Genomic DNA, 21,269 nt, shown 5'->3' with positions numbered 1-21,269 from the left:
CCCGCCGGCGGTGGGGCAGGGCGATCGACAGCCCGGGCGGGCCGGAGGTTCCCGCCTCGCGCCGCTCAGTCCTTGGAGAAGCGCGCCGGAGCCACCACGGCATCGGCCGGCTTGGGTCGCTCGGCCACGTCCAGATTCGCTTCCGCGACGCCGCCATCACGTACGTAGGCCCCCGTCGCCCGGCCCGCCGCGGTGACCCCGACCATGTAGGCGCCGTCCGGCAGATCCGTCACCCGGTATGTCCCGTCGGGGCCTGTCGTCGGATAGCGCATGTCGAGCCCGCTCTCGCCCTGGTTGCAGGCGACCTGGAGCTGGATCCCCCGGAGCGGCTTCCCGCCGGACGTGATGCGCCCGCGGATCTCGCCCGAGCCCTTCGCGAAGAGCGCGAGGTTCCGCTCGACGGCTTGCCCATCCTTCACACCCACGTGCACCACGGTACGCTGCGCGGTGTCGAGCAGCTCAAGGCGCACCACGACCGGCGGGAGCTGCTCGAAGCGATATCGACCCTCGGCGTCGGTCACCGCGTTCACGAAGCCGATGCTCCGGTGAGAGGCCACGAGCTTCGCGCCGGCGAGCGGCTTGCCGTCGTTCCCGCGCACCACGCCGACGATGCTGCCGCCCGTGGACATCGTGAGCTCGATCGGCGCCAGATCGTCGCACACGGAGACCAGGACGCCCGCCGTCGTCGTGGCGTAGTCGCCGGCGTATCCGCGGACCAGGATCTCGCCGGGAGGGACGTGCTCCAGCCGGAAGCGGCCTTCGAGATCGCTCTGCGCCTGGCTCGCGGCATCCATCGATCCCTGGCTCGCCGCGCCGGCAGCCTCGCGTGTCTCCGCGTCGAGGAACACCCCTGCGAGCGGCGCGCCTTTCTCGTCATGAACCGTCCCCGTCAGCGTGCACCCGCCCGAGAGAGTCAGATCGACTTTGTGGGTCTCGCCGGCCGTGGCGTGGACGAGCTCGGAGAACGCGGGCGCGTAGTCGGACGCGGTGACCCTGAGCATCACCGGCCAGCCAGGCATCTGGTCCAGGCGGAAGGCGCCGTCCGGCCCCTCGAAGCGCTTCGACAGAAGGGGCGCGGGCGTCGCCGTGCTGTCGGGGGCCATCGTGACGACATCGATGGTGAACCGCGTGATCGGCTCCTTGCGCTCGTTGTAGACATGCCCCTCGACGATCCCGCTCCTCGGGAGCATGAGGGTGACGTCGTCACCGCTGTGTGCGATGGCCAGCGACGGGCCGTATCCCTCTTTGTTGCCAATGAGGTTGTAGGAGCCGTTCGGGACACGGAGCTCGAAGCGCCCGTCTTCGTCGCTCTGGACGGAGGCCGCCGTGGTCGGGAAGTTGCCGGCGACCTCGTATGTGGTCGCGGCGACGGCTGCCCCGGCGAGCGGTGCGCCGGTCATGTCATAGACCGTCCCGGAGATCGACGCTTGCTTGGTGGCCTGCCCGCCAGGGTGCGCAGCGGGTAGCCTCCACTGCGCTCGGTTGACGTAGCCCGATCGCTTCTGTGCGGCCGCCGGCTCGCGCTGCGCGGCGGGGGGCGCTTCGTGCTTCGGCCGGAAGAACAGGACGGCGACGAGGGCGAGCACCGCGAGCACGCACCAGAGTGGCCATCGTCGGGTAGCGTCATGAGGCAAGGCAGGGGGTTGCATGAGAATGTCTCCATCGGGTCATGGTGTGGGGGAGCTCAGGCGCTCGCAGCGATGTCACGACCGCAAGGAGCGCCGCACTCCAAAGCGGCTGCCGCTCGCTCTCGGGGCGAGGCGACGGCGGACACGGGCAGCGATCACCGGCGCATCGAGGATGCCTCCGGGGCCGGGCGGGACCGGCCCCGGAAGCCCCCCTCATCGGACATCGGCGCAGCGGAGCGTGCTCGACGTCACGCAAACGTGATGGACTGGGCACCAAAGAATGGGAAGACTGGAATCTGAATGATGCCGGTCACGGACGGCGTCCCCATCTGCGACTGGCCGAGGATCATGATGGCGTTGGAGAAGGCGATGGTGGGGAATCCCGCGAGAGGGCCTCGGAATCCGCTACAGAAGAAGGTGAAGCCATCGCCGGCGTACATGACGCTGTTGATGTCCGCCGTCATGTTGGCCGCGCAGTTCGGGAAGGTCATCGTCGTCGCCTCCAGCACCTGGCAGATGCGCATGGCCGTCGAGGGAGCGGGGGCGGTCCACCACAGGTTGTACGCGCATGTCCCGTTCGGGGCCAGCACCGGATCGAAGCCGTCGATGCCCGCGAACATGAAATTCCCTGTGCCGGACGCCACCCCTTCGATGAGGATCTGGCGGTTCCCAGGCGCTATCGCCATGGCGCTGCCCGAGAACGACATGGTGGCGAGCGCGGCGAGGATGATGAGCTTCTTCATAAGAACAACTCCTTGTGTTTCGTGCCCTGTGGAACGTACGTCTTGATATGAACGCGGACGACAACCCCTACGGAGAGCGACAGATACGCTCGCTCTCCTGGGGCCCTGCGCTAGCCGAAGACCGCCGCGCCGCGGATGTCTGGCGAGGGGCTCGCGCGAACGCCACCGCAAGCATCGCTCCCTGCCATCGACTCCACGGCGCGTAGCGTCCGCGGAGAGGGCACGCCGCAGCGGGCCCCTCCGAAGTGCGCCCTGATGAAACCGGAACTCCTGTCGGCTTGAACAGGAACTCCTCGAATCGGACGGGGCTGACGATACCCCTCATTTCCCAACGAGCAAGTCCTGGAGAAAGAAAGAATACATCAAACAAGCGAGGAACGCGTGGACGGCGCGCCACAGCCAGGGCGATCACCGTCGTTGCATCCGAACTGCACAATCTTGGAACGTCCCAAAGCGCGCCATGGGTCGTCCAGCCGAGATCGCGCCCGTTTGTCAGGAGCATTGTCAGACATGTCCAACGTGGTTCATCGAGTGACGCTGAGCGCACAAGGGCCCCGTCCGGCGTGGCCATCTCCAGGTGCGCTTGTGTCCTTCATGGTGCGCCATGCCAAGGTCGCCGCGGCGCAGGGGCGCCCTCGGGCCTCGTAGAGGTCGCGCCGGCGCTTGCCTGACGAGGGGCGCCTCACAAGGAGAGGAGGGGATCTGTCCGATACAGACCGGACGGTTCACGAGGAATGAACTCGGCCCGCGGGGGGCCGGCAAGAGCGCTCGCAGGGAGCTTTGAGGCGGAGCGATGGCGAAAGCAGTCCAGCGGCAGCGGCCCCAGCACCGCGGCGCGGCCGCGCCCTGCTTCGCGCGATCCGGCCTCAGTGCATCTTGACGAGCTCAGTCGGCGATTGGGACTTCAGAATTTGGGGAACCTCTCGTGGGCCGTCCGCATGCGTACCTGGAGTGGTCATCTCGTGTCCATCGGTCGATTATGCGGCCGGGCCGAACGTAGGATGGGTGCCCGCGGTGCACGCCGTTCGCACGTTCACCGCATGGACGGCGCCGTTCACTGATTCGTCACTTTCTCGAGCACGCCACAGCGTCAGCGCAGGGAGGATCCCCACATCGCTCTCGTGCTCGTGCCATGTACCAGGGGAGTCCCGCTCCTCGTCAATCGTGTCCTGGATCGGCTTGAAGCGGCCGGACTACGGCTCGGCTCGATGGGGCGCGACGGCGTCGGGATCCGCCGGCGCGGCCGTGGCGCTCGGCGGCGCGAACACGAGCGAGTACACAACGTCGACGCTGCCGCCCTCGGGCGCCGGGAAGTTCAGACCCTTGAAGGCGTCGACGACGCAGGAGACCGTCACCTGGTACGGCAGATCGGAACCGTCGTCGCGCGCCTTCACCGCCGCGCCTCGCGGGTCGATGGTGAAGCTCACGGTGACGCGGCCTTTCAAGCTCTGGTCGTGATGGAGCCCGAGCTCGTAGCAGGCGCGGTAGCGGTCGAAGCGCTGGCGGACGATGCGCAGGTCCACCGCTGACGGAAAGCGGCCCCTCACCTGGACGGCGCCCTGCCGGACCGACGGTGCCGCGGTGGCGCCGGTGTTGACGTTGATGCCGCTGTCCTCGCCGACGAGGAACCGCCCGAGACCGCTCTCGAAGGAGGAGCGTGGGACGGCCACGTCGCCGGAAGGCTCTGGCGGTGCAGGGGGCGGGCGCAGGGCCGCGCCTTGGTCATCGGAAGCGTCGGCGCCCGGGCCAGGGGCAGCGTCGGCGCCCGGGCTGGCGGGCGGCACGGCGGACAGAGGGCGTGGCGCGACCGACCCAGCCCCGCGCGAGAGCGAGGCGGCGGTGGCGGGCGGCGAGGGCCGATCGGCGCAGCTGGAGAGAGCAGGGACAAAAGCGACGATCGCGGCGAGCACAGCGCGGCCGCAGAGGAGGGCTCTTTGCACAGGGGGTCTCCGGTCGTGGCGGTTGAGCCTGAACGCAGGCGCGCCGGCGGTGGTGGCAGCGCGATTGACAACCCGGGCACTGCTATGGTGCGCAGCGGTGCGCTTGAACTAGATTGCGGCGCTACTTATGCAGCCCCTGAACCTCCCACCCGCTGAGCGCAGCTCGCTGCGCGCGCCGGGCGCGCCGTCGAGGCGCTGCCGGCTCCTCCCCGTCTTCCTGCTGGCCCTCGCGGCCGCCGCGTGCGACGGCGACGCTGGTGATGGCGGCGAGGGCGGCGCCGGTGGCAACGGCGGTGCTGGCGGCAACGGCGGCGCCGGCGGCCAGGGTGGGGCCTCCGGGAGCGCGGGCCAGGGCGACGCGCTTTGCCACGACTACACGCGCTTCGACGCCGGGCGCCCCGTGGAGTTCCGGAAGGAGGTGCTGCCGCTCCTGCAGCGCTCCTGCGCGACCGGCGCTGCCTGTCATGCCGACACGCGCGGCGACCCGACGCGGCCCTACCTGGGACCGACCGCGAGCACGCCGCCGGCGCAGGTCAGCGCGGAGGAGCTCGCCGCCATCCGCGAGCAGAACGTGAACGTCGACTCCGGAGAGGCCTCCGGGATGAAGCGCGTGGCGCCGGGGGATCCGGAGCACAGTTACGTCATGCACAAGATCGATGGAACGCTCGAATGCGAGCTCGTCTCGTGCGACGAGGGCTGTGGCCTCGCGATGCCGCCGACGCTGAAGCCGCTCTCGGCCGACGAGAAAGACACAGTTCGCCGCTGGATCGCTCATGGCGCCGCGATCGATTGAGGAGGAGGCCGCCGGCGGTCGATGGCTTCACTGAAAAGGAGATCCGTCACGATGTCTCACAGGAACGGTTCGCTGTGGTTCACACGGTGCATGCTCGCCGCGGCGAGCGCTCTGACAGTCCTGGGTTGCGGCGATGACGAGGAGCTGCGGCCGGCCCCGACGGCCCCAGCGTTCCGCTGGCTCCCCACCGTCCCCACGGGGGAGGCCCGGGAGCTCGATCTGCCGCGGGCTCAGCCCCCGCACCGCTATCCCGACCTGCCCGAGGCCGTCAGCTCCTTCGGAGCCGCCCTCGCCGAGGACACGATCTATACGTACGGGGGGAACCTCGGAGGAGGCTTTGCGGCCGAGCACCAGTCGACCGGGTTCCGGCGGCTCTCCCTCGCGCAAGGCGGCGCCTGGGAGGACCTCGGGGCCGTGGAGCACCTGGAGAGCATCGCGCTCGTGGCGCACGGCGGCTTCATCTACCGTATCGGCGGCCTCCGCGTGGACAGCGCCGTCGACGAGCCGGAGGTCCTCACCTCGGTGGCGACGGTCCAGCGCTACGATCCGCGCGAAGGGACGTGGCAGGCCATGCCGGACCTGCCCGAGGGGCGCTCCGGGCACGGGGCCGTGGTGGTGGGCGACCGGCTGTACGTCGTGGGGGGCTGGACGCTCGCGGGCCCCGGCGAGCTGCTGACCCGGGGAGTCGTGCTCGACCTCTCGACGCCCGACGCGGCGTGGGTCCCCCTCCCCGAGGCGCCGTTCGCGCTCCGCTCGCTGGGCGTCGCGAGGCGCGGTGACACGATCTATGCGCTTGGCGGCGTCGGCGAGGCGATGGCGTTCTCGGGCGAGGTCTACCGATTCGACACGAAGACCGAGGCCTGGTCGCCGGGCCCGGCGCTCCCCTCGGAGATCCCGATTGCGGGCTTCGGCGCGACGGCGTGCAACGACGAGCAGGACCTCTACGTCAACGTCGCCGACGGCCTCTTCCGGCTCAACGCGGCGGGCGACGGCTGGGAGCCCGCGGGAGCCCTGGAGTTCACGCGGTATTTCAGCCCCCTGATCTGTCCTGGCGGCGGCGAGGTGATCGTCCTCGGCGGGCGATCCGCGGCGGACAACGAGCTGACCGCATCCGTCGAGTCCGTCGACGTGGCGCAGTAACGGCCGCGCGCCGAGCGCAGGAGCGCCGGCTCATAAAGTGGAGCTGGCTCCAGTTTGCTGGAGTCGTGCAACCCGTCAGGCATGCGGTGAGGAGCGGGTTGGCCTCCCTGGCTTCAGCGCGTGACGGGGATCGTGCAGGAGAACGTCGTCCCGGCGCCGAGCTCGCTATCGACCGAGATCTGCCCCCCGTGCGCCTCGACGATGCCCTTGACGATGTACAGCCCGAGCCCCGCGCCCGCGCAGCGCGCCGCCCGCCCTTGCCAGTAGCGATCGAACAGGCGCGGGATGTCTTCGGGCCGGATCCCCGTGCCCGTGTCGCTGACGGACAGGCGCACATCGGGCCCCTGGCGCTCCGCGCCGATCGTGATCTCCCGTCCTTCGGCGGTGAACTTCAGGGCGTTGCCCACGAGGTTCGACAGCACCTGGAGCATGCGGCCACGGTCGCAGCTGAGCTCCAGGCCGCTCCCCGGAAGGAGGGTGTGGAGCTGGATCCGCTTCTGCTCGGCGAGCGGCGCGAGCATCTCGGTGACCTCGCGCACGAGCGAGCCCACCTCGCACGGCTGGATGTCCAGCTTCAGGCCCTTCGCCTCGATGATCGCGGCGTCGAGCAGCTCGCCGAGCATCTCGACGGTGCGCTCCGCGGCGCGCTTGATCTGCCGCGCCCGATTGCGGATCGGCTGCCCCGCCGCGTCCGCCGGTGCCGATCGCTCGAGCAGGGACGCGGCCAGGATGATCGACGACAGCGGGTTCCGGAGGTCGTGCGCCGCGATGGCCAGCGCCTCCTCGCGGAGCCGCCGCGCCCGCTGCTCGGCCTCGTAGAGGCGCGCGCGCTCCAGGGCCTGCGCGCACTGCAGGGCGAGCGTCGTCATGAAGCGCCGGTCGTCCTCGCTGATCCGGCAGGTGTCGCGGTACGTGACCCCGAGCACCCCGATGGTCACGTCGCCCAGCGTCATGGGGACGCAGATCAGGGTCTTGGCCCAGTCGCCTACCGGCGTGTCCGGATAGGCAGCCTGATACGCCGCGAGCGACTCGAAGATCAGCAGCTGGCCCGTGCGGATGCAGTCGACGACAGCCATGCGCGCGGACATCGGAATGCGGCGCAGGCGCGCGACCACGTCCTCGGGGTAGCCGGGCGCGCGGAGGACCTCGATCACGTCGTCCTCCGCGAGGAGCGCGACGTACCCCGCGTCGGCGTAGAGCGCGGCGAGCCCGAGCGAGAGGACCACCTCGGCCACCTGCGCGGGCGTCACCGCGCGCGAGAGCTCGGACGTGAACGTCTGGAGGCGCGCGACGCGCGCCTCCGCCAGCTCGACCCCGATGCGCGCGACGCGCTCGCAGGCGAGCGCCCGCTCCCGCGCCTCCTCGGCCCGCTTGCGGCGCTCGATCTCGTTCACGACCTCGACGACGTACAGCGGCGCCCCCGCGCGATCGCGGGCGAGCGAGCGCGTGACCGCGACCCAGAGCATCGACCCGTCCCGCCGCACGCAGCGCTCTTCGGTGGTGGAAGAGGGGATCTTCCCATCGCCCAGCGCATGGACGTGCCGGAGCGCTCCCTCCGCGTGGTCCGGGTGGCGGAGATCCTGGGCGCGGAGCGCCATCAGCTCCTCGACGGTGTATCCGAGCAGCTCACAGAGCTTCGGGTTCACGCGGAGCAAGCGGTCGTCGAGGGAGACGTGGGCCATCCCCACCGCCGCCTGATCGAAGGCCGCGCGGAACCGCTCGTCGCTCTCGGCGCGCGCGACGTTCGCCGCGCGCGCCGAGAGCAGAGCGCGGACGGCCGTCACCAGGAGCCGGCTCTCGGTCGGCCATGCGCGCGAGCCGGCACGACAGCAATCGTACGCGGAACCGTACGCGGAGCCGCACGTCGAGCCGAGCGTCGAATTCGACGTCGATGGCTGACCGACGGCCGCGTTGGGCCGGCTGGCGTGCAGCACCGGGGTGGCCGCCGCGCCCAGCGCCGCCTGGAGGCGCTGGCAGAGCTCGCACCGCTCGCCGTCCGGCAGATCGACGCCGATGAGCACCAGGTCCGGCGGTCGATGGGCTCTTCGCAGGCTCTCCGCGATCGTCGCTGCGAGCTCGACCCGCAGCCCAGCGGCCTCGAGCGTGCGGCGGATCTCCTCTCGTTGGGCCTCGTCATGATCGACGATCAGGACGGTAGGTGCCTGCATACGGTCCGCGCTCTTCCTTGGGAAAATGGAGAGTTGAAATAGCTCACTTCCTCGCGGCTCGCTTCTCGAGGAGGCGTGTCGAGGGTACGAACTGTGCAAGATCCCGGAGCAGAATCGCGGACGATGGCGGACGCAACCGCGCGCTCGAACGAGGGGTGGGCTCATGGCAGCGTGGCTGGAATCAGCGCTCGAGGCGGGGCGCCTCTACCGCTCGATCGGCGCCCTGGAGGCGGAGCAGCTGCGTCCTCACGTGCACCGCGCCTGGGTGCGCTCTCACGGGGGAGGGGCCGATCCGCGCCGCCCCAAGGCCGAGTTCCTGAGCGCGCTCGACACCGAGCGCCTGCGCGAGCGGCACCAGGACCTCATCCTCGCTTCCGAACCCTACCTTCACGCGCTCAGCCTGGCCTCGGGCGACGAGCGTCATGCGGTCATGGTGGGGGACGCGCGGGCGATTCTCCTGGATGTCCGCGGTGACGAGCAGACGATTCACGGCCCCGAACGGGTGCCCGGTCCGGGCGCGTTGCTCGAGGAGAGCGTCTGTGGCGCGAACGGCGTCGGTACGGCGCTCGCCGAAGATGGCTATACGGAGCTCGTGGGGCCGGAGCATTTCATTCAGGGATTCCACGCCTTCACGTGCCATGGGCTCCCGCTCCGGGACGGCGATGGGGCGGCCATCGGCGTGCTCAGCCTCTCGGTCAGGAGACCCGAGATTGGCTGGCGTCTCCGCGAAATTCTGCTCTGCGCCGCGCGCGCCATCGAGATGGATCTCCTCGCCATGCGGCTCGAGCGGGACATGGATCGTCTGCTCACTGCGCGGGACCTGCCCATGGAGGATCTGCGGCGGTTGCTCCAGGACATCCTCCAGGCGCGGGCCGCCGCGCGGCTCAGGATCGATCTCGCCGCGGCTCAGCTCGCCGGGAGCGTCCTCGCCCAGACGCGCGATCTGCTCCACCTCGCCGCCAGCGTGCTGCGCCGCTTCCAGCGCTCCGCTGCGCTGTGGCGGGCGCTCGCGCTGGGCGAGGCGGCGGCGCCGCGCCCGGTGGCGCTCGACGCGCTGATCCGCGATCTCACGGAGCTGCTGGAGGTCGAGTCGGCTGTCTTCAACGTCACGACCAGCATCGAGGAGCTCGAGCCCGTGGTGGTCGAGGCGGACCACGACACCCTGGCGCGCGGGCTCTTTCGCGTGCTGGTGAGCGCCATCCGGGCTGCGCGCCGCGGCGCCGTGCACCTCGCGCTCCGGGCGAGGCCGACGGGCGGAGAGCTGTGCCTCACGCTCTCACCCGGCGCGGGGGTCGCCCCGCGCGCGCCGCGCCCCGTGCGGGTGCTGGTGCTGGTGCCGGCACACCCGGGAGCCCCGGAGCGCGCGGCGAGCGATCTCCCGGCGTGCATGGCCTGAGCCGGCGGGCCCGCGCGCGCCGCGACGGAGCCGCCGCGAGGCGCGTTGACCGTGCTGCTGCGCGGTGGTCAGCGCGTCGACGCGCGCTCGTCGTCGTCCTGGCGCCGCGGCCGCCGCTTACCGCAGAAGCGAGCCATCACCATCGCCGATCGAACGGCGTCGTCCCGGCGATCCGATTCTTGCTCCGCGCGCCGCGAGCGTATTGACGCGCGTTATGCTCGCCCGTCTTTTCGCTTGGAGGAGGTCCAGCATGAGTCGATCATCGCTTGTCAACGTCGGGTTCGCGGCAATGTTCCTTGCGGCGGCGCCGCTGCTCCCGGCGTGCGCCGTCGGTCCGGACGGCACGGAAGAAGCGGAGTCCACCGGCCGCGCGAGCATCGCCCTGGTGGCGCAGACCAACGGGCACGTGTACCGGCTGAGCAACGCGATCTTCAGGATCGAGGGGCCGATCGTCACGTACCTCGGCACCTCGGATGATCCGGGCGAGACGGTGCTCAGCGCGGCATTGCCCACCGGCGATTACGCGAGCACCCTGGAGCAGGGCTGGGTCTTGCAGCGCGATGACGGGGGCACGTTTGTGCCCGTGCAGGCGACGCTGCTCACCCCTCCCACCGTCTCATTCGCTATTTACGATGGGGCCGTCACGCCGCTGGTCTATCAATTCCAGACGGACGGCACGATCATCACCATCGGGGATGGGCAGCTGGACATTTCCATCGAGGTGACCGAGGTCGGCGGTGGCGGCGCGTGCACGCCGCTCGGCGCCGGCTGTAGCGGCGGCGAGTGGTGTGCCCCAGGAGCGCTGGTGGGAGGGGTTCCGGCGTGCCTCCCGGGAGGCACCATCCCCGTAGGAGGCACCTGTGGAGGCGTCGAGGGGTGTGTGTCCAACGCCGCGTGCGGCGACCTGACCGGGGAGGGCCTCACCTTCACCTGCATCGAGCTCTGCCCGGGGAGCAGCTTCGGCGCGCCGTGCGCTAGCGGCGGGAGCTGCGTCGACATCGGGTACCCGGAGTTCGGGATCTGCTTCTGAGCGGGGTTCGCGGCGATCGTCGCCGGGAGCGCGCGGGCAGCTTCCGGCGACGATCGCATCGGGCGGCGACCCTCCGTCGGGTCAGCGCGGAATGAGGTTGCGGCAGCCGCTGCCGCAGGCGTCCCCGTCGCGGTTGTTGCCGTCGTCGCACTCCTCCACGGCCTGGACGACGCCATCGCCGCAGTACTCGCCGAGCTTGCAGTCCTGCGCGCACTCGCCGTAGCCGCCGTCGTTCACGCCGTCGTCGCACTCCTCGCCCAGGCTGACGACGCTGTCGCCGCAGACGGGCTTGCACTCGCTGCGCGCCGTCGCGAAGCCCTGCAGCGTGAGCTTGAACGTCGACGCCGCGGTCTGGCGCTCGGCGTGGAACACGGCGATCTGGTAGACGCCGCCGTCCGTCAGGCCGAGGTCGACGTTCCGCGGCTGGATGACATCGTCTTCCTCCGTCGCGTAGGTCACCCTGCCTCCCCCGTTGGCGTTGATGACGAGGCGCCCGTTGACGGCGCTGTGGATGCCGCCGACGTCGACCGCGAGGCGATCGTTGATGAACACCCACACGTCGTCGTCGCCGGTGAAGTCGAGCTCGTACTGCTCGCCCGCGTTGTACTGGAACCAGTAGCGGATCTCGCTCGTGAAATGGAAGTTGTGCTTCGGGCTGCCCTGCTCCTTCAGCCAGTCGCCGCCGCCGTAGCTCGGGAAGATGTCGGCCGCGACGCGCTCGGCCGCCGGGGTGAACGGATCGTCGTCGACCGGGAAGAACAGGGGGCTACCGTCGTAGGTCTCCTCGATATACCTCGCCCAGTAGACCCCGTCGCGCACGTTGCAGCTGTGGAACTCCTCGCTGTGGATGTCGCCGCACTGCGGGGTGGCCTGGGCCGACGAGGTGCACTCCTCGTCGTTCACCTCGTTGCCCACGTTGCCGCAATAGTGCTCGCTCTCCTGGGACAGCAGGGTCCACTGCTCGCCGTCCTCGCCCCAGCGGTTCACGAAGCGGCCGTCGCCGGTGTCCCAGAGCGTGAGGGTGGTGACCGTGGTGCTGTTGGTGCCGGGCACGTCGTGGTACCACTGGGCGAAGGTCTGCGCGCTATTGACCAGGCTGTTTGCGGTGGTCATGTACGTCGGCTTCTTCTCGGCGTCGAGCCGGGGCGCGACCATGTTGAAGACCGGCGTGCTGCGGCCGGGACCATCCGGCTCGAAGTCGGGGTGTGCCTCCTTGAAGTCGCGGAAGACCACCGGCACGGCCATCGATCCCGAGGGCTGGGGGACGGCGCAGGTGTAGCCCGGCTCCTCCGTGCACGTCGCGGAGCAGCCGTCGCCGTCGATGTTGTTGCCGTCGTCGCACTCCTCGCCCAGCACGAGGCCATCGCCGCAGAGGGACGCGCAGGAGCCCGCGGAGCAATCGGGCTCGGCCTGGCAGCTCGAGGAGCAGCCGTCGAAGGGCATCGTGTTGCCGTCTTCGCAGCTCTCCGCGCCCTCTTGCGTCTTGTCGCCGCAGGTCGTCGGCGTGCAGGCGCTCGGGCTGCCGCTGCACTTGAAGCCGACCTCCACCTTGCAGGTCGGCGAGCAGCCGTCGGCCGCCTCGGTGTTGCCGTCGTCGCAGAGCTCCGGGAACACCACGGAGCCGTCACCGCAACGCGCGATGCGCGCGCAAGCGACCCCGGGCAGCGGGCACGACCAGCCGAGCTCGACCGAGCGGCAATCCGCCGCACAGCCGTCATCCCCCACGGCGTTTCCGTCGTCGCACGCCTCGTCGTTGGTCAGGCCCCCGTCGCCGCAACGGAACGCGCTATTGCCGTCGCCGATGTCCGATCCGCTCCCCGTGGTGTCGCCGTCGCCGAGATCGCCGCCGGTGGTGGTGGTGGGATTGTCCCCGCCGCCACCGGGGCCACCGCCTCCGGAAGGGCGGTCGGCGCTCGCAGAGCAGCTCGCCACCAGGGCGGCGCAGCTCGTGATGAAAATGGTTGAACCAAACCACGAAGATCGAGGACGCATGACCTGCTCCTTCCGGTTGCCCGGGACCTCTCGGGATGCGTGAATTGGCGACAGTCTCCCACGCGGGTGCCCTGAATTCGAGCCCTTCCTGCGCGCGCCGCCGCCTCCAGGGCTGTTGGATAAGGCGACTCCCCCTGTGCGTGGACAAATCCTGAACCAGCGTCTCTTTCGCCCGAGGGCGGACCGCGTGAGGGACGTATACTCGCGCGCCGGCCGGCTCGCTCCTCCTCGCAGGGCGGCCGGCCCGTCACCGGACCTGGAGCGCTGCATGTCGCGATCGTCTGACTCGACCCGTCCTCCGGGGAGCGCACGCCTCCCCGGCGCGACCGCGCGCCCCCGGCGCTCCTGGCCCGGGTGGGCCGGCTTCTCCGGCCTTCTCCTCCTGGTCATCCTCGTGCCGTTCTTCCTCTTCGCCGACAGCCTCGAGGCCGCGGCGCGAAGGCTGCTCGCGGCGCCTCCTTCGCCCATTGCGACGGCGCTCGTCCTCGGCGGATTGCTCGCTGGCGATATCGTCCTGCCGGTGCCATCGAGCCTGGTGAGCACGGCGGCGGGCGGGCTTCTCGGCTTCTGGCGCGGGACGGCGGTCTCCTGGGCGGGCATGATGGTGGGCTCGGGGCTGGGTTATCTGGTCGGCGCGTGCGCGGGCGCGCCGGCCTTGCAGCGCATGGTGGGTGAGGCGGAGCTCGCGCGCCTGACGCGGGCCGCCGAGCGGCACGGCCGCTGGTTCCTGCTCCTCTTCCGCGGCGTGCCCGTGCTCGCGGAGGCGTCTCTCGTCTTCGCGGGCGCGGGCCGCATGCCCTGGCGCGCGTTCGTCACGGTGACGGCCCTGGCCAACCTGGGCATCTCCGCGACCTATGCCGCGGTGGGCGCCTCGGCCGCGCGGCTCACGTCATCCCTGCTGCTGCTCGCTGGGATGGTGCTCCTGCCGGGGCTCGCGCTGCTCCTCGTGCGCCTGCCAGAGCGCTGGCGGAGACCGCGAGGGGAGGGCGAGGGCCGCGGAAGAGGAGGGGAGTAGCGTTACCCGCTCAGCCGCCGGCACACCCGCCGCCGTCAGGATCGATGAAGGCCGGAGCAGCGCGTCGACGCGTCGACGCGTCGCGTGCCCCCTGACAGGCATCGTGGCGAGTCGTGGTCTTTCAGCGTGCCTTTTCCATTGACGAGCTCTGCCGATGTCCCCTTTCGTCGATTTTGACGCTGTGCGCAGGATGGATGACGCTGCGCACCTATCGAATGACGCTATGCACCTATCGAATGACGCTGCGCGCCCTTCGGGAGCGCAGGGCGCCCAGGTGGTTCGGCAATTGATGTGCAATTTGAAAGTCAAGCGCCTCGTGGCGGTCGCCCCCTCGTGCAGCGCTCCTGCAGGATCCCGTTGGAGGAGAGCGCCTCCTGCGATCCGCCGTCGTGGGAAAAACACCGCCCTATCGATAATTGGCCTCGGCATCGGGGGTGCGTCTCGTCTTGACCCTCTGTTTGGTGGCGGGTAACATGCGAGCCCGGTTGGCAACCCGTCGGTGTTGCTTGATTGCGAATTCTGCGCAGGGTCGACTGTAGAGCGCGACCAACCGTTGATCTGGCTGAGATTGTCTTACGGACGAGCCTTGGGGGTTGTCGCTCGAAGCAGTGCGCCGTGCTCTGAATTTGTGCTTAACGAAAGAACGAACCTATGAGAATCCGAAGAAGCCATATCTTCTTGTGTTCCTTCGCCGCCCTTGCTCTGATGGGCATCGCCTGCGGTGGTGATGGATCGACCGCGGCGACCGGGGGAGGGCTGACGGGCTCCGGCGGCGCGGGCAGCGGCAACGGCAGCGGCGCGGGCAGCTCGGTGGGCAACGGCAGCGGCGCGGGCAGCTCGGTGGGCAACGGCAGCGGCGCGGGCAGCTCGGTGGGCAACGGCAGCGGCGCGGGCAGCTCGACGAGCAGCGGCGACACCAGCGGCGCGGGCGCTGGGATCCCGAGCGGCAGCGGCAGCGGCAACCCGGACGCGAAGCCCACGCCGGACACCGACGACTCGCCGAACGGGAGATTCCGCGTCAACCTCGACAACGGCCGCCTGACGCAGGACGGCACGGAGATCCAGGTTCGCGGCGGCAACTGGTTCGGGCTCGAGGGACAGGACGATCTCGAGCGCCCCGGCGCCATGGAGCTCTTCATTGGATCGATGTGGTGGGCGGAGAACAGCGCCCCGCGCACCATCGAGCAGACGATGAAGGAGCTCACGAGCTCCAACCTCAAGTTCAACACGATCCGGCTGCCCATCGCGCCGCAGACCCTGGTCGCCAACCACCCGGACGGCAACTACAGCACCACGACGCCCCGGATCAAGAACAACGACCCGGACGTCTACCCCTACGCCAACGCCTACGCGGCGCTCGAGGACTTCCTCAAGCAGGCCGCGAAGAACAACCTGAACGTCATCATTGGCATCCACTCCTGCTCGAACCACCTCGGGTGGCGCGCGGGCAGGCTCGACGATGCCCCGCCGTACGTGGACAGCAACCGCGAGAACTACGATTACAAGGCGGACGACTACAACTGCAAAGATGGCGAGGACGCCTACAGCTACGACAAGTGGCTCGCGGACATCCGTACGATTGCGCAGCTGCCCAAGAAGCTCGGGATCAACAACATCATCGGCGTCGATTGCTTCAACGAGCCGTGGAAGTACAGCTGGCCCGAGTGGGCGGATATGGCCAAGGCGTGCTACGACGTCATCGCCGAAGAGAACGACGACATGATCGCGGTCGTCCAGGGCGTGTCCGGCAGCCACCAGCCCGCGGGCGCCAGCGGCCTGACGCTGGAGCCGGAGCCCCACGGCGATGAGAACCTCAACCCGAACTGGGGTGAGAACTTCTACGGACAGACGGCCTACCCGATCCAGGTCCCCAGGAATCGGCTCTGCTTCTCGCCCCACACCTACGGGCCTTCCGTGTTCGTTCAGAAGCAGCACGTCGATCAGTCCAAGCCCGAGTGCGTCGGCCTCGAGGACGAGGAGGCCGCCAAGGCCAAGTGCGGGCTGATCCTGGAGCGGAGCAACGCGGCGGCTGTCGCGAAGATGGAAGCGCAGTGGGACGAGCACTTCGGGTTCCTGCACGACCAGAAGTTCTGCGTGATCACCGGCGAGTTCGGCGGCGTGAAGGAGTGGCCGAAGAACGAGATGGATCCGGCGCTCGCCCAGCAGTGGGCGCACTTGCCTGCCGGCAAGCTCTACGACTGGGAGTGGCAGAACATGTACGTGGACTACCTCATCAAGAAGAAGATGACGGACTTCACCTACTGGTCCATCAACCCCGAGTCGGGTGATACGGGTGGTATCTACGGCCACAAGTACACCGATGCTGACAAGACGGGCTGGGGCACCTGGACGGAGCTCGACAAGGACAAGGTCGACATGCTGGCTCGCCTCAAGTAGGCCGAGTCGCTGATTGAAGAAGACCGCCCGCAGGCCTGGCCCTGCGGGCGGTTCTCTTTTGTGACTTCAGCTTTGTGCACCCCGCTCTACAGCGATTTCCGCCCACCTCTGCACCATGCAGAGCAGAGCGGCGGTCTCCCGCACAGGAGACGGGCCCGGATCGGCGTTTTCGGCGCGCAAGCGCACTCCGGTGCGCTGAGCACCGAAAACGTCGAGGTGGGCCCGTATCCGAAGCGGGTGACCGCCGCTCTAATCGCAGCTGTTGTCGCGCGCGTTCACCAGCGTGAGGTCGCGAAAGGTGCTGTTCTCGGCGCAGGGGTTCTCGTTGACGGCCGTGTCCGTGATCGTGAGGTTCTGGATCGTGATGTCCGAGGAGTTCGCGAACTCGGTGCGTGCGGCCAGGCGGATGTCGCCGCCGCCGTCGACGGTCCCGGATTCGGCGGCGATGTTCACGTTGTGGCAGTTCTCGATCAGGATCGCGTTGTTGCCGGTGTCGGCGAGATCGATCCGGTCGATCGTGACGCCCCCGCTCTCGGACACGCAGAAGATCCCGCGCCCGCCGCCGCGGGCGATGACCTGGCCGACGTGGATGTTGGTTGGGTAGCCGCTGCCGATGCGCCCCGCGCGGTTGGCGAGCCGGAACGCCGCGTAGCCGGTGCCCGCGCCCGCGTTCACGGCGTCGACCGTCCCGACCTCGGCGTTGGTCGTATCGTTCAGGAGGAGGCCGCATTCCCCGGTGTCGCGCGCGATGACGGTGCCGATGCGGATGTCGTCGACGCCGTAGGTCTCGACGCCGTGAGAGCTGGTCCCCTCGGCGTAGACATGGTCGATCTCGATGTTCTTCACCTTGTTGGCGCGGTCCGAGCGCCCATGGTTGTCGATGCGGACGCCGAGGCCGCTCGAGACGCGCAGCTCGACATGGCCGAGGCGCAGGTTCTCGACGTCGCGGAAGAACATGGCGTAGAGCGGGGTGCCGCTGATCGTGACGTTCGGGATCTCGATGTCGGTCCGGCCGCGCGCGTAGATGGGCGCATTGTCGCCGGAGCCGCTGCCGGTGACCTCGATCGTGCCGCAGACGTTGAGCACGGTGTAGCTGGGCACGTTCAGCCTCGAGCTGGCGGCCACGGTCCCGGAGCCCTGGACCAGGACGCTCTGCTTGCTGGTGCGGCCGGAGCTCAAGCTGTCGAGCGCCGCCTGCATCGCGGCCCGCATGTCGCCGCCGCTGTAGACGTTGCGGGCGCCGTTCTGCGCGATCCAGTCGGATCCGGATCGGGTCACCACGGCGTTGTAGCCGCTCGTGTCTCCGTCGCACGGATACGCCGCGTCACCACCTCCGCTGCCGCCCGTTCCCGCCCCTCCGGCGCCGCTGCCGCCCGTTCCGGCCCCTCCGGCGCCGCTCCCGCCTGTGCCGGCCACGCTGGAGCCCGCGCCTCCGGCGCCGTTTCCGCCGGTGCTCGCCGCGCCGGAGTCCGCGCCTCCGCTGCCGGTGCTGCTCGTGGCGGCGGAGCCTCCCGAGCCCGCCGCGCCGGCGCCCGACGTCCCGCCGCTCGCGACGCCGCCGCCCACGCCAGAGCCACCGCTGCCGGGCGAGCCCCCCGTCGCCGAGCTGCCGCTGGCGGGCGAGCCCCCCGTCGCCGAGCCGCCGCCGCTGCTCTCCGGGTCGCTGCCGGCGTCCGAGCCGCAGGCCGCTGCCATGAGCAATCCGATGAGTATTGCGGGTATCGCTGAGATGGTGCGCAATCGAGTCTTCATTCCAAGCTCCGAACGGTGAAAGAGACCTGGCGCCCCCTGGTCCGCGCTCGCGCTCGGGGCCCGGCGCCCAGGCCCCTGAGGGGCAGCGTCGAGCGTTGACAGGACTGCCGTCGCCAGGAGGGTGTCGACGTGGGGGCAAGACCAATCACCGCTCTCGACCGGCGACGAGTCGTTCGCGTGCGAGCGCACGATTGCAGTGCTGCGCGTCGCCGGATCGATGCTCGAGGCTTCCCCAGCCGCCCCGCCGCGATGCCGCCCGAAGCCGCCGGCGAGCCGGATGGCTCGCACGACGGATCCCCATCTCTCGCCTCCCCGCCTCCCCGTCTCCCTGTGAATCTTCTCTTCTCCCTCTCCACCCAACGTCGCGTTTCGTCTCCGTCGATGTCGCGAGCGCCACGCCCTCGATCCTCTTCTCATGGCCGCCCTCCAGGCGGCCGCGCTCCGATCGACCCTGGCGACCTGAGCGCCGCGCGGTCGGGGCGGATCGGGCAGCGCGCTCGCCGATCGGCGGCAGCGGCGCGCTGCCGTGTTCCGCGGCGCTCCCGGCTTGGATACGCTACTTTACGAGCTCCCCCGTCTCGTGTGTGCATCCGGGGCCGAGCGCGCTGCTCTTCGAAGCCCCGCACCCGCCATGTACCGTACCGCCGCTCCCCTGCCTCCCGAGCCGCCCCGCGAGTGGCAGCTCATCGTCGAGGCCTTCCTGTACGAGCACCTCTCCGTGCCCGAGGCATGGCTCGCGCGCGCCGGGGGCACCGTCGCGCTGCTCGTCGGCGCGCGGATGCTCGCGCCCGAGCACCACGGGGAGAACCGCGCCTGGCTGTTCGGCGATCTGCGGCGGATGGAGGGCCAGCGGCCGCCGCTCCTCGCCCCCGCCTCGTTCGGGCTGGAGCGCGTGTGTGCGCCGGGCGAGGCGGAGGCCCTCCCGCGGCACGTCGCCGTGTGCCCCTGGCCCGACGCGGCGGGGATGACGCTGGCGGGCATCGCGCGCCACCTTCCGGGCTCGCGCTTCGAGATCGGCGCGGCGGCGGAGGTCGCGGCGCAGCTCGCGCGCGTGCGGCTCGCCGTGCCGCACGCGCGCTTCACGTACGCGCGCGTCATCGTGTTCGAGAGCGGCGAGGTGCGGGTCGCGCCGCCCCTGCCGGAGACGGAGCGCTCGGCCGCGCTGAGCGATTCCGGGTTCGAGTACCTCGACGACCTGGGAATCAGGGGCTCCCCGCTCCACAACCCGAGCGACCTCGAGCCGGCCTTCGGCGTCGCGTCGGCGCTCTTCGAGCTCGTCGCGGGCTTCGGCGAGGCGGGCGGCGTCGCGAAGCGCCAGTTCCTCCACGCCGCGATCACGGCGCAGCCCGCGCACCCGCTGCCGTCGGACTTCGGGGTGCGCAGCCGCGAGGTCGACGCCCTCGTCGCGCGGGGCACCTCGGGCGAGGCGTCGCTCCCCGAGATCGCGCAGGCGCTCGCCGCGCTCAGCCAGTCGCTCGACGGCGCAGCCGCGCTCGGGCGCGCGGTGCGCGCGAGCGCCGCAGCGGCCGCGCCCTCGCCGCCCCATCGGCAGATGTGGGACGGCAAGCGCGTCTACATGCTCTTCCCCGACGTGCAGGCGCTCCCTGTCGGCGCAGGCTGGCCGGGGCCCGAGCCATGAAGGGACCGCGCCGCCGCGGCGTCTCGTGCGCCGCTCACGTGCCTCTCGTGAGGCAGCCGCGGCTAACCGCGGCCCGGCACTTCGTCGAAGCTGAAGAAGACCTGCTTGCCCATGGAGCGGGACAGCTCGACCATCTCGTCGGCTCCCTTCGAGGGGCCGCCGATCCGCAGGCAAGCGTCGCAGCGCGCGACGAGCCGGCGCGCGACGGGATGGAAGATCTCATTGAAGATCTCGTCGCCGATCTGCCGCGACCCGGCGTGCTCGATGAGCGGCAGCGCGAACCATTCGCCGAGGACGGGGAGGTGGCCCGCCCGGAAGAGGCGCACGGCCATGTCGTTCATCGCGCGAACGTTCGCCGCGATCAGGACCGGATCATCGCCCGTGCCGGAGCGATACGGCCCGGCGACGAGGATCATGAGGGGCTGGGTGGGTTGCATCGTCTGCCGTCAGGGGGCCTGCAGGTCCCGGTCGGCGCTCGGGAACCAGCGCGTCGCGGCGCGGACCGCGTTGGTGGCCGCGCCGAGCCGAAGGTTGTCCCCGACCACGGTCAGGCACACGCTCTTCCGGTCGCGGTCCCGGTGATCGGGGCGGATCCGCCCGACCAGCGCGAGGTCTCGGTCCTGCACGCAGTGGAGCGCGCTCAGGCCCTCGCCGGCGGCGCCGGGGAGGTGCTTCACGAAGGGCGACTTCGCCGGATCGCTCAGGATGCTCGCGACCCGCTCGAGATCCACCGGGCGATCGAACGTGACCCACGCGTTCTCGTAGTGGCCGACCGCGACGCCGACCCGACAGCACTGCGCGGAGACGCCGAGCTCCGGCATGCTCAGGATCTTGCGGCTCTCGAAGATGAGCTTCCGCTCTTCCGAGGAGTAGCCGCTCTCGTCGGTGCCGCCGTTGTGCGGGACGGTGTTGCCGGCGTAGCCCGACGGCTTGAACGGCAGGCCCAGGCGATCGAGGGCCTGGAAGCCGTCGCGCGCGTCCGCGAGGAACGAGTCCAGGGCGGCGATGCCGGCGCCGCTGACCGCCTGGTACGTGCTCACCGTGACCGCGCTCAGCCCGAACTCCCGGCGCAGGGGCGAGAGCGCGAGCATCAGCGGGATGGTGGTGCAGTTCGGGTTGGCCACGAGCCGGACCGAGTCGTCGACGATGCTCGAGTTCACCCCGGCGACGACGAGCGGCACCTTCGGGTCGGCGCGGTACGTGTTGCTCTTGTCGATCACGCGGTACCCGAGCTCCACGAGCCGCGGGACGTACCGCTTGCTGTGATCGTCATCCAGGGCCACGAACGCGAGGTCTCCGCGGGGGGCGTCCTGCGCCTCGAGGCGCGACGCACTGAGCACCTCGTACGACTTGCCGTCGAGGGTGAGCTCCTGGTCCCGGCTCGCGAACAGGGCGAGCGTCGCGCCGGGCCAGGCCCGCGCGATGAGGGTGATGGTTTCGCGGCCGACAAGGCCCGTGGCGCCGAGGATGCAGATTCGCATAAGTGCGCTCTTTACCAGACCGGGGCCCAGCCGACGAGGGGCGAGTGGCCGGGCGCCGCGGCGGCGTTCTGCCTGGCCTAGCCTAGCCGCGCGAGCGCGTCCCTTCCGCCCGCGCGCCCAGCCGCCGTCCCCTCGGCGGCCGGGGCGCGGTCCGC

At 70.2% G+C, this 21,269-nt stretch carries 15 protein-coding genes; 7 read left to right on the top strand and 8 right to left on the bottom strand.

Going from position 1 to position 21,269, the window contains the following annotated elements:
* Nucleotides 1–65 precede the first annotated feature (65 nt).
* The 3 genes from WMF12_RS28315 to WMF12_RS28305 all read right to left on the bottom strand — a co-directional run bounded on the left by WMF12_RS28315 (nt 66) and on the right by WMF12_RS28305 (nt 4,041).
* Nucleotides 66–1,649, bottom strand: coding sequence for a carboxypeptidase regulatory-like domain-containing protein (locus tag WMF12_RS28315; protein WP_437850374.1), 1,584 nt, complete (start codon nt 1,647–1,649; stop codon nt 66–68).
* A gap of 227 nt (nt 1,650–1,876) precedes the next feature.
* Nucleotides 1,877–2,371 (bottom strand): hypothetical protein, encoded by a 495-nt coding sequence (locus tag WMF12_RS28310; RefSeq protein ID WP_437850372.1) that lies wholly within the window; start codon nt 2,369–2,371, stop codon nt 1,877–1,879.
* Nucleotides 2,372–3,564: 1,193 nt separating this feature from the next.
* The gene (locus tag WMF12_RS28305) at nt 3,565–4,041 is read right to left on the bottom strand and encodes an AgmX/PglI C-terminal domain-containing protein (protein WP_437850370.1); all 477 of its coding nucleotides are present in this window, start codon (nt 4,039–4,041) and stop codon (nt 3,565–3,567) included.
* Between the two features lie 397 nt (nt 4,042–4,438).
* Here WMF12_RS28305 and WMF12_RS28300 point away from each other — a divergent pair, with 397 nt between their 5' ends.
* Complete coding sequence (locus WMF12_RS28300; protein ID WP_437850369.1) at nt 4,439–5,104, top strand: hypothetical protein; 666 nt, start codon at nt 4,439–4,441, stop codon at nt 5,102–5,104.
* Between the two features lie 51 nt (nt 5,105–5,155).
* Entirely contained in the window at nt 5,156–6,244 is a 1,089-nt protein-coding gene (locus tag WMF12_RS28295; RefSeq protein ID WP_437850367.1) for a Kelch repeat-containing protein, read from the top strand.
* Between the two features lie 113 nt (nt 6,245–6,357).
* Here WMF12_RS28295 and WMF12_RS28290 read toward each other — a convergent pair whose 3' ends face one another.
* The gene (locus WMF12_RS28290) at nt 6,358–8,412 is read right to left on the bottom strand and encodes an ATP-binding protein (RefSeq protein ID WP_437850365.1); all 2,055 of its coding nucleotides are present in this window, start codon (nt 8,410–8,412) and stop codon (nt 6,358–6,360) included.
* 163 nt (nt 8,413–8,575) lie between these two features.
* On the opposite strand from WMF12_RS28290, the gene WMF12_RS28285 reads away from it, so the two are divergent.
* Together WMF12_RS28285 and WMF12_RS28280 are read left to right on the top strand one after the other, a co-directional pair.
* On the top strand, nt 8,576–9,808 hold the full coding sequence (locus tag WMF12_RS28285) for a sigma-54-dependent Fis family transcriptional regulator (protein WP_437850364.1): 1,233 nt from the start codon (nt 8,576–8,578) through the stop codon (nt 9,806–9,808).
* 250 nt (nt 9,809–10,058) lie between these two features.
* Nucleotides 10,059–10,838: a hypothetical protein gene (locus tag WMF12_RS28280; protein ID WP_437850362.1), complete on the top strand. Its 780-nt coding sequence runs from the start codon at nt 10,059–10,061 to the stop codon at nt 10,836–10,838.
* A gap of 81 nt (nt 10,839–10,919) precedes the next feature.
* Here WMF12_RS28280 and WMF12_RS28275 read toward each other — a convergent pair whose 3' ends face one another.
* Nucleotides 10,920–12,830 (bottom strand): DUF4215 domain-containing protein, encoded by a 1,911-nt coding sequence (locus WMF12_RS28275; RefSeq protein ID WP_437850360.1) that lies wholly within the window; start codon nt 12,828–12,830, stop codon nt 10,920–10,922.
* 268 nt (nt 12,831–13,098) lie between these two features.
* Between WMF12_RS28275 and WMF12_RS28270 the strand changes: the two genes are divergently transcribed.
* On the top strand, nt 13,099–13,845 hold the full coding sequence (locus tag WMF12_RS28270; protein ID WP_437850358.1) for a TVP38/TMEM64 family protein: 747 nt from the start codon (nt 13,099–13,101) through the stop codon (nt 13,843–13,845).
* 651 nt (nt 13,846–14,496) lie between these two features.
* Nucleotides 14,497–16,242 carry a glycoside hydrolase family 5 protein gene (locus WMF12_RS28265; protein WP_437850356.1) on the top strand — a complete coding sequence of 582 codons (1,746 nt, stop codon included), beginning with the start codon at nt 14,497–14,499 and terminating at the stop codon, nt 16,240–16,242.
* 249 nt (nt 16,243–16,491) lie between these two features.
* Here the strand turns inward: WMF12_RS28265 and WMF12_RS28260 are convergent, their stop codons facing one another.
* Nucleotides 16,492–17,937: a right-handed parallel beta-helix repeat-containing protein gene (locus tag WMF12_RS28260; protein ID WP_437850354.1), complete on the bottom strand. Its 1,446-nt coding sequence runs from the start codon at nt 17,935–17,937 to the stop codon at nt 16,492–16,494.
* A 688-nt stretch (nt 17,938–18,625) separates the two neighbouring features.
* On the opposite strand from WMF12_RS28260, the gene WMF12_RS28255 reads away from it, so the two are divergent.
* A complete protein-coding gene (locus WMF12_RS28255; RefSeq protein ID WP_437850353.1) occupies nt 18,626–19,633 on the top strand; it encodes a hypothetical protein in 1,008 nt (335 codons plus the stop codon).
* Nucleotides 19,634–19,695: 62 nt separating this feature from the next.
* Here the strand turns inward: WMF12_RS28255 and WMF12_RS28250 are convergent, their stop codons facing one another.
* Both WMF12_RS28250 and WMF12_RS28245 read right to left on the bottom strand, forming a co-directional pair.
* Complete coding sequence (locus WMF12_RS28250; RefSeq protein WP_437739804.1) at nt 19,696–20,070, bottom strand: DUF4406 domain-containing protein; 375 nt, start codon at nt 20,068–20,070, stop codon at nt 19,696–19,698.
* Nucleotides 20,071–20,079: 9 nt separating this feature from the next.
* Nucleotides 20,080–21,114 carry an aspartate-semialdehyde dehydrogenase gene (locus WMF12_RS28245; protein WP_437708313.1) on the bottom strand — a complete coding sequence of 345 codons (1,035 nt, stop codon included), beginning with the start codon at nt 21,112–21,114 and terminating at the stop codon, nt 20,080–20,082.
* Nucleotides 21,115–21,269: the final 155 nt, after the last annotated feature.

The sequence above is a fragment of the Sorangium sp. So ce363 genome, assembly GCF_051520435.1.
Taxonomy (GTDB): Bacteria; Myxococcota_A; Polyangia; order Polyangiales; family Polyangiaceae; genus Sorangium; species Sorangium cellulosum_B.
Note: the sequence above shows the minus strand (reverse complement) of the source record. Positions and strands in the feature narration are given on the sequence as shown.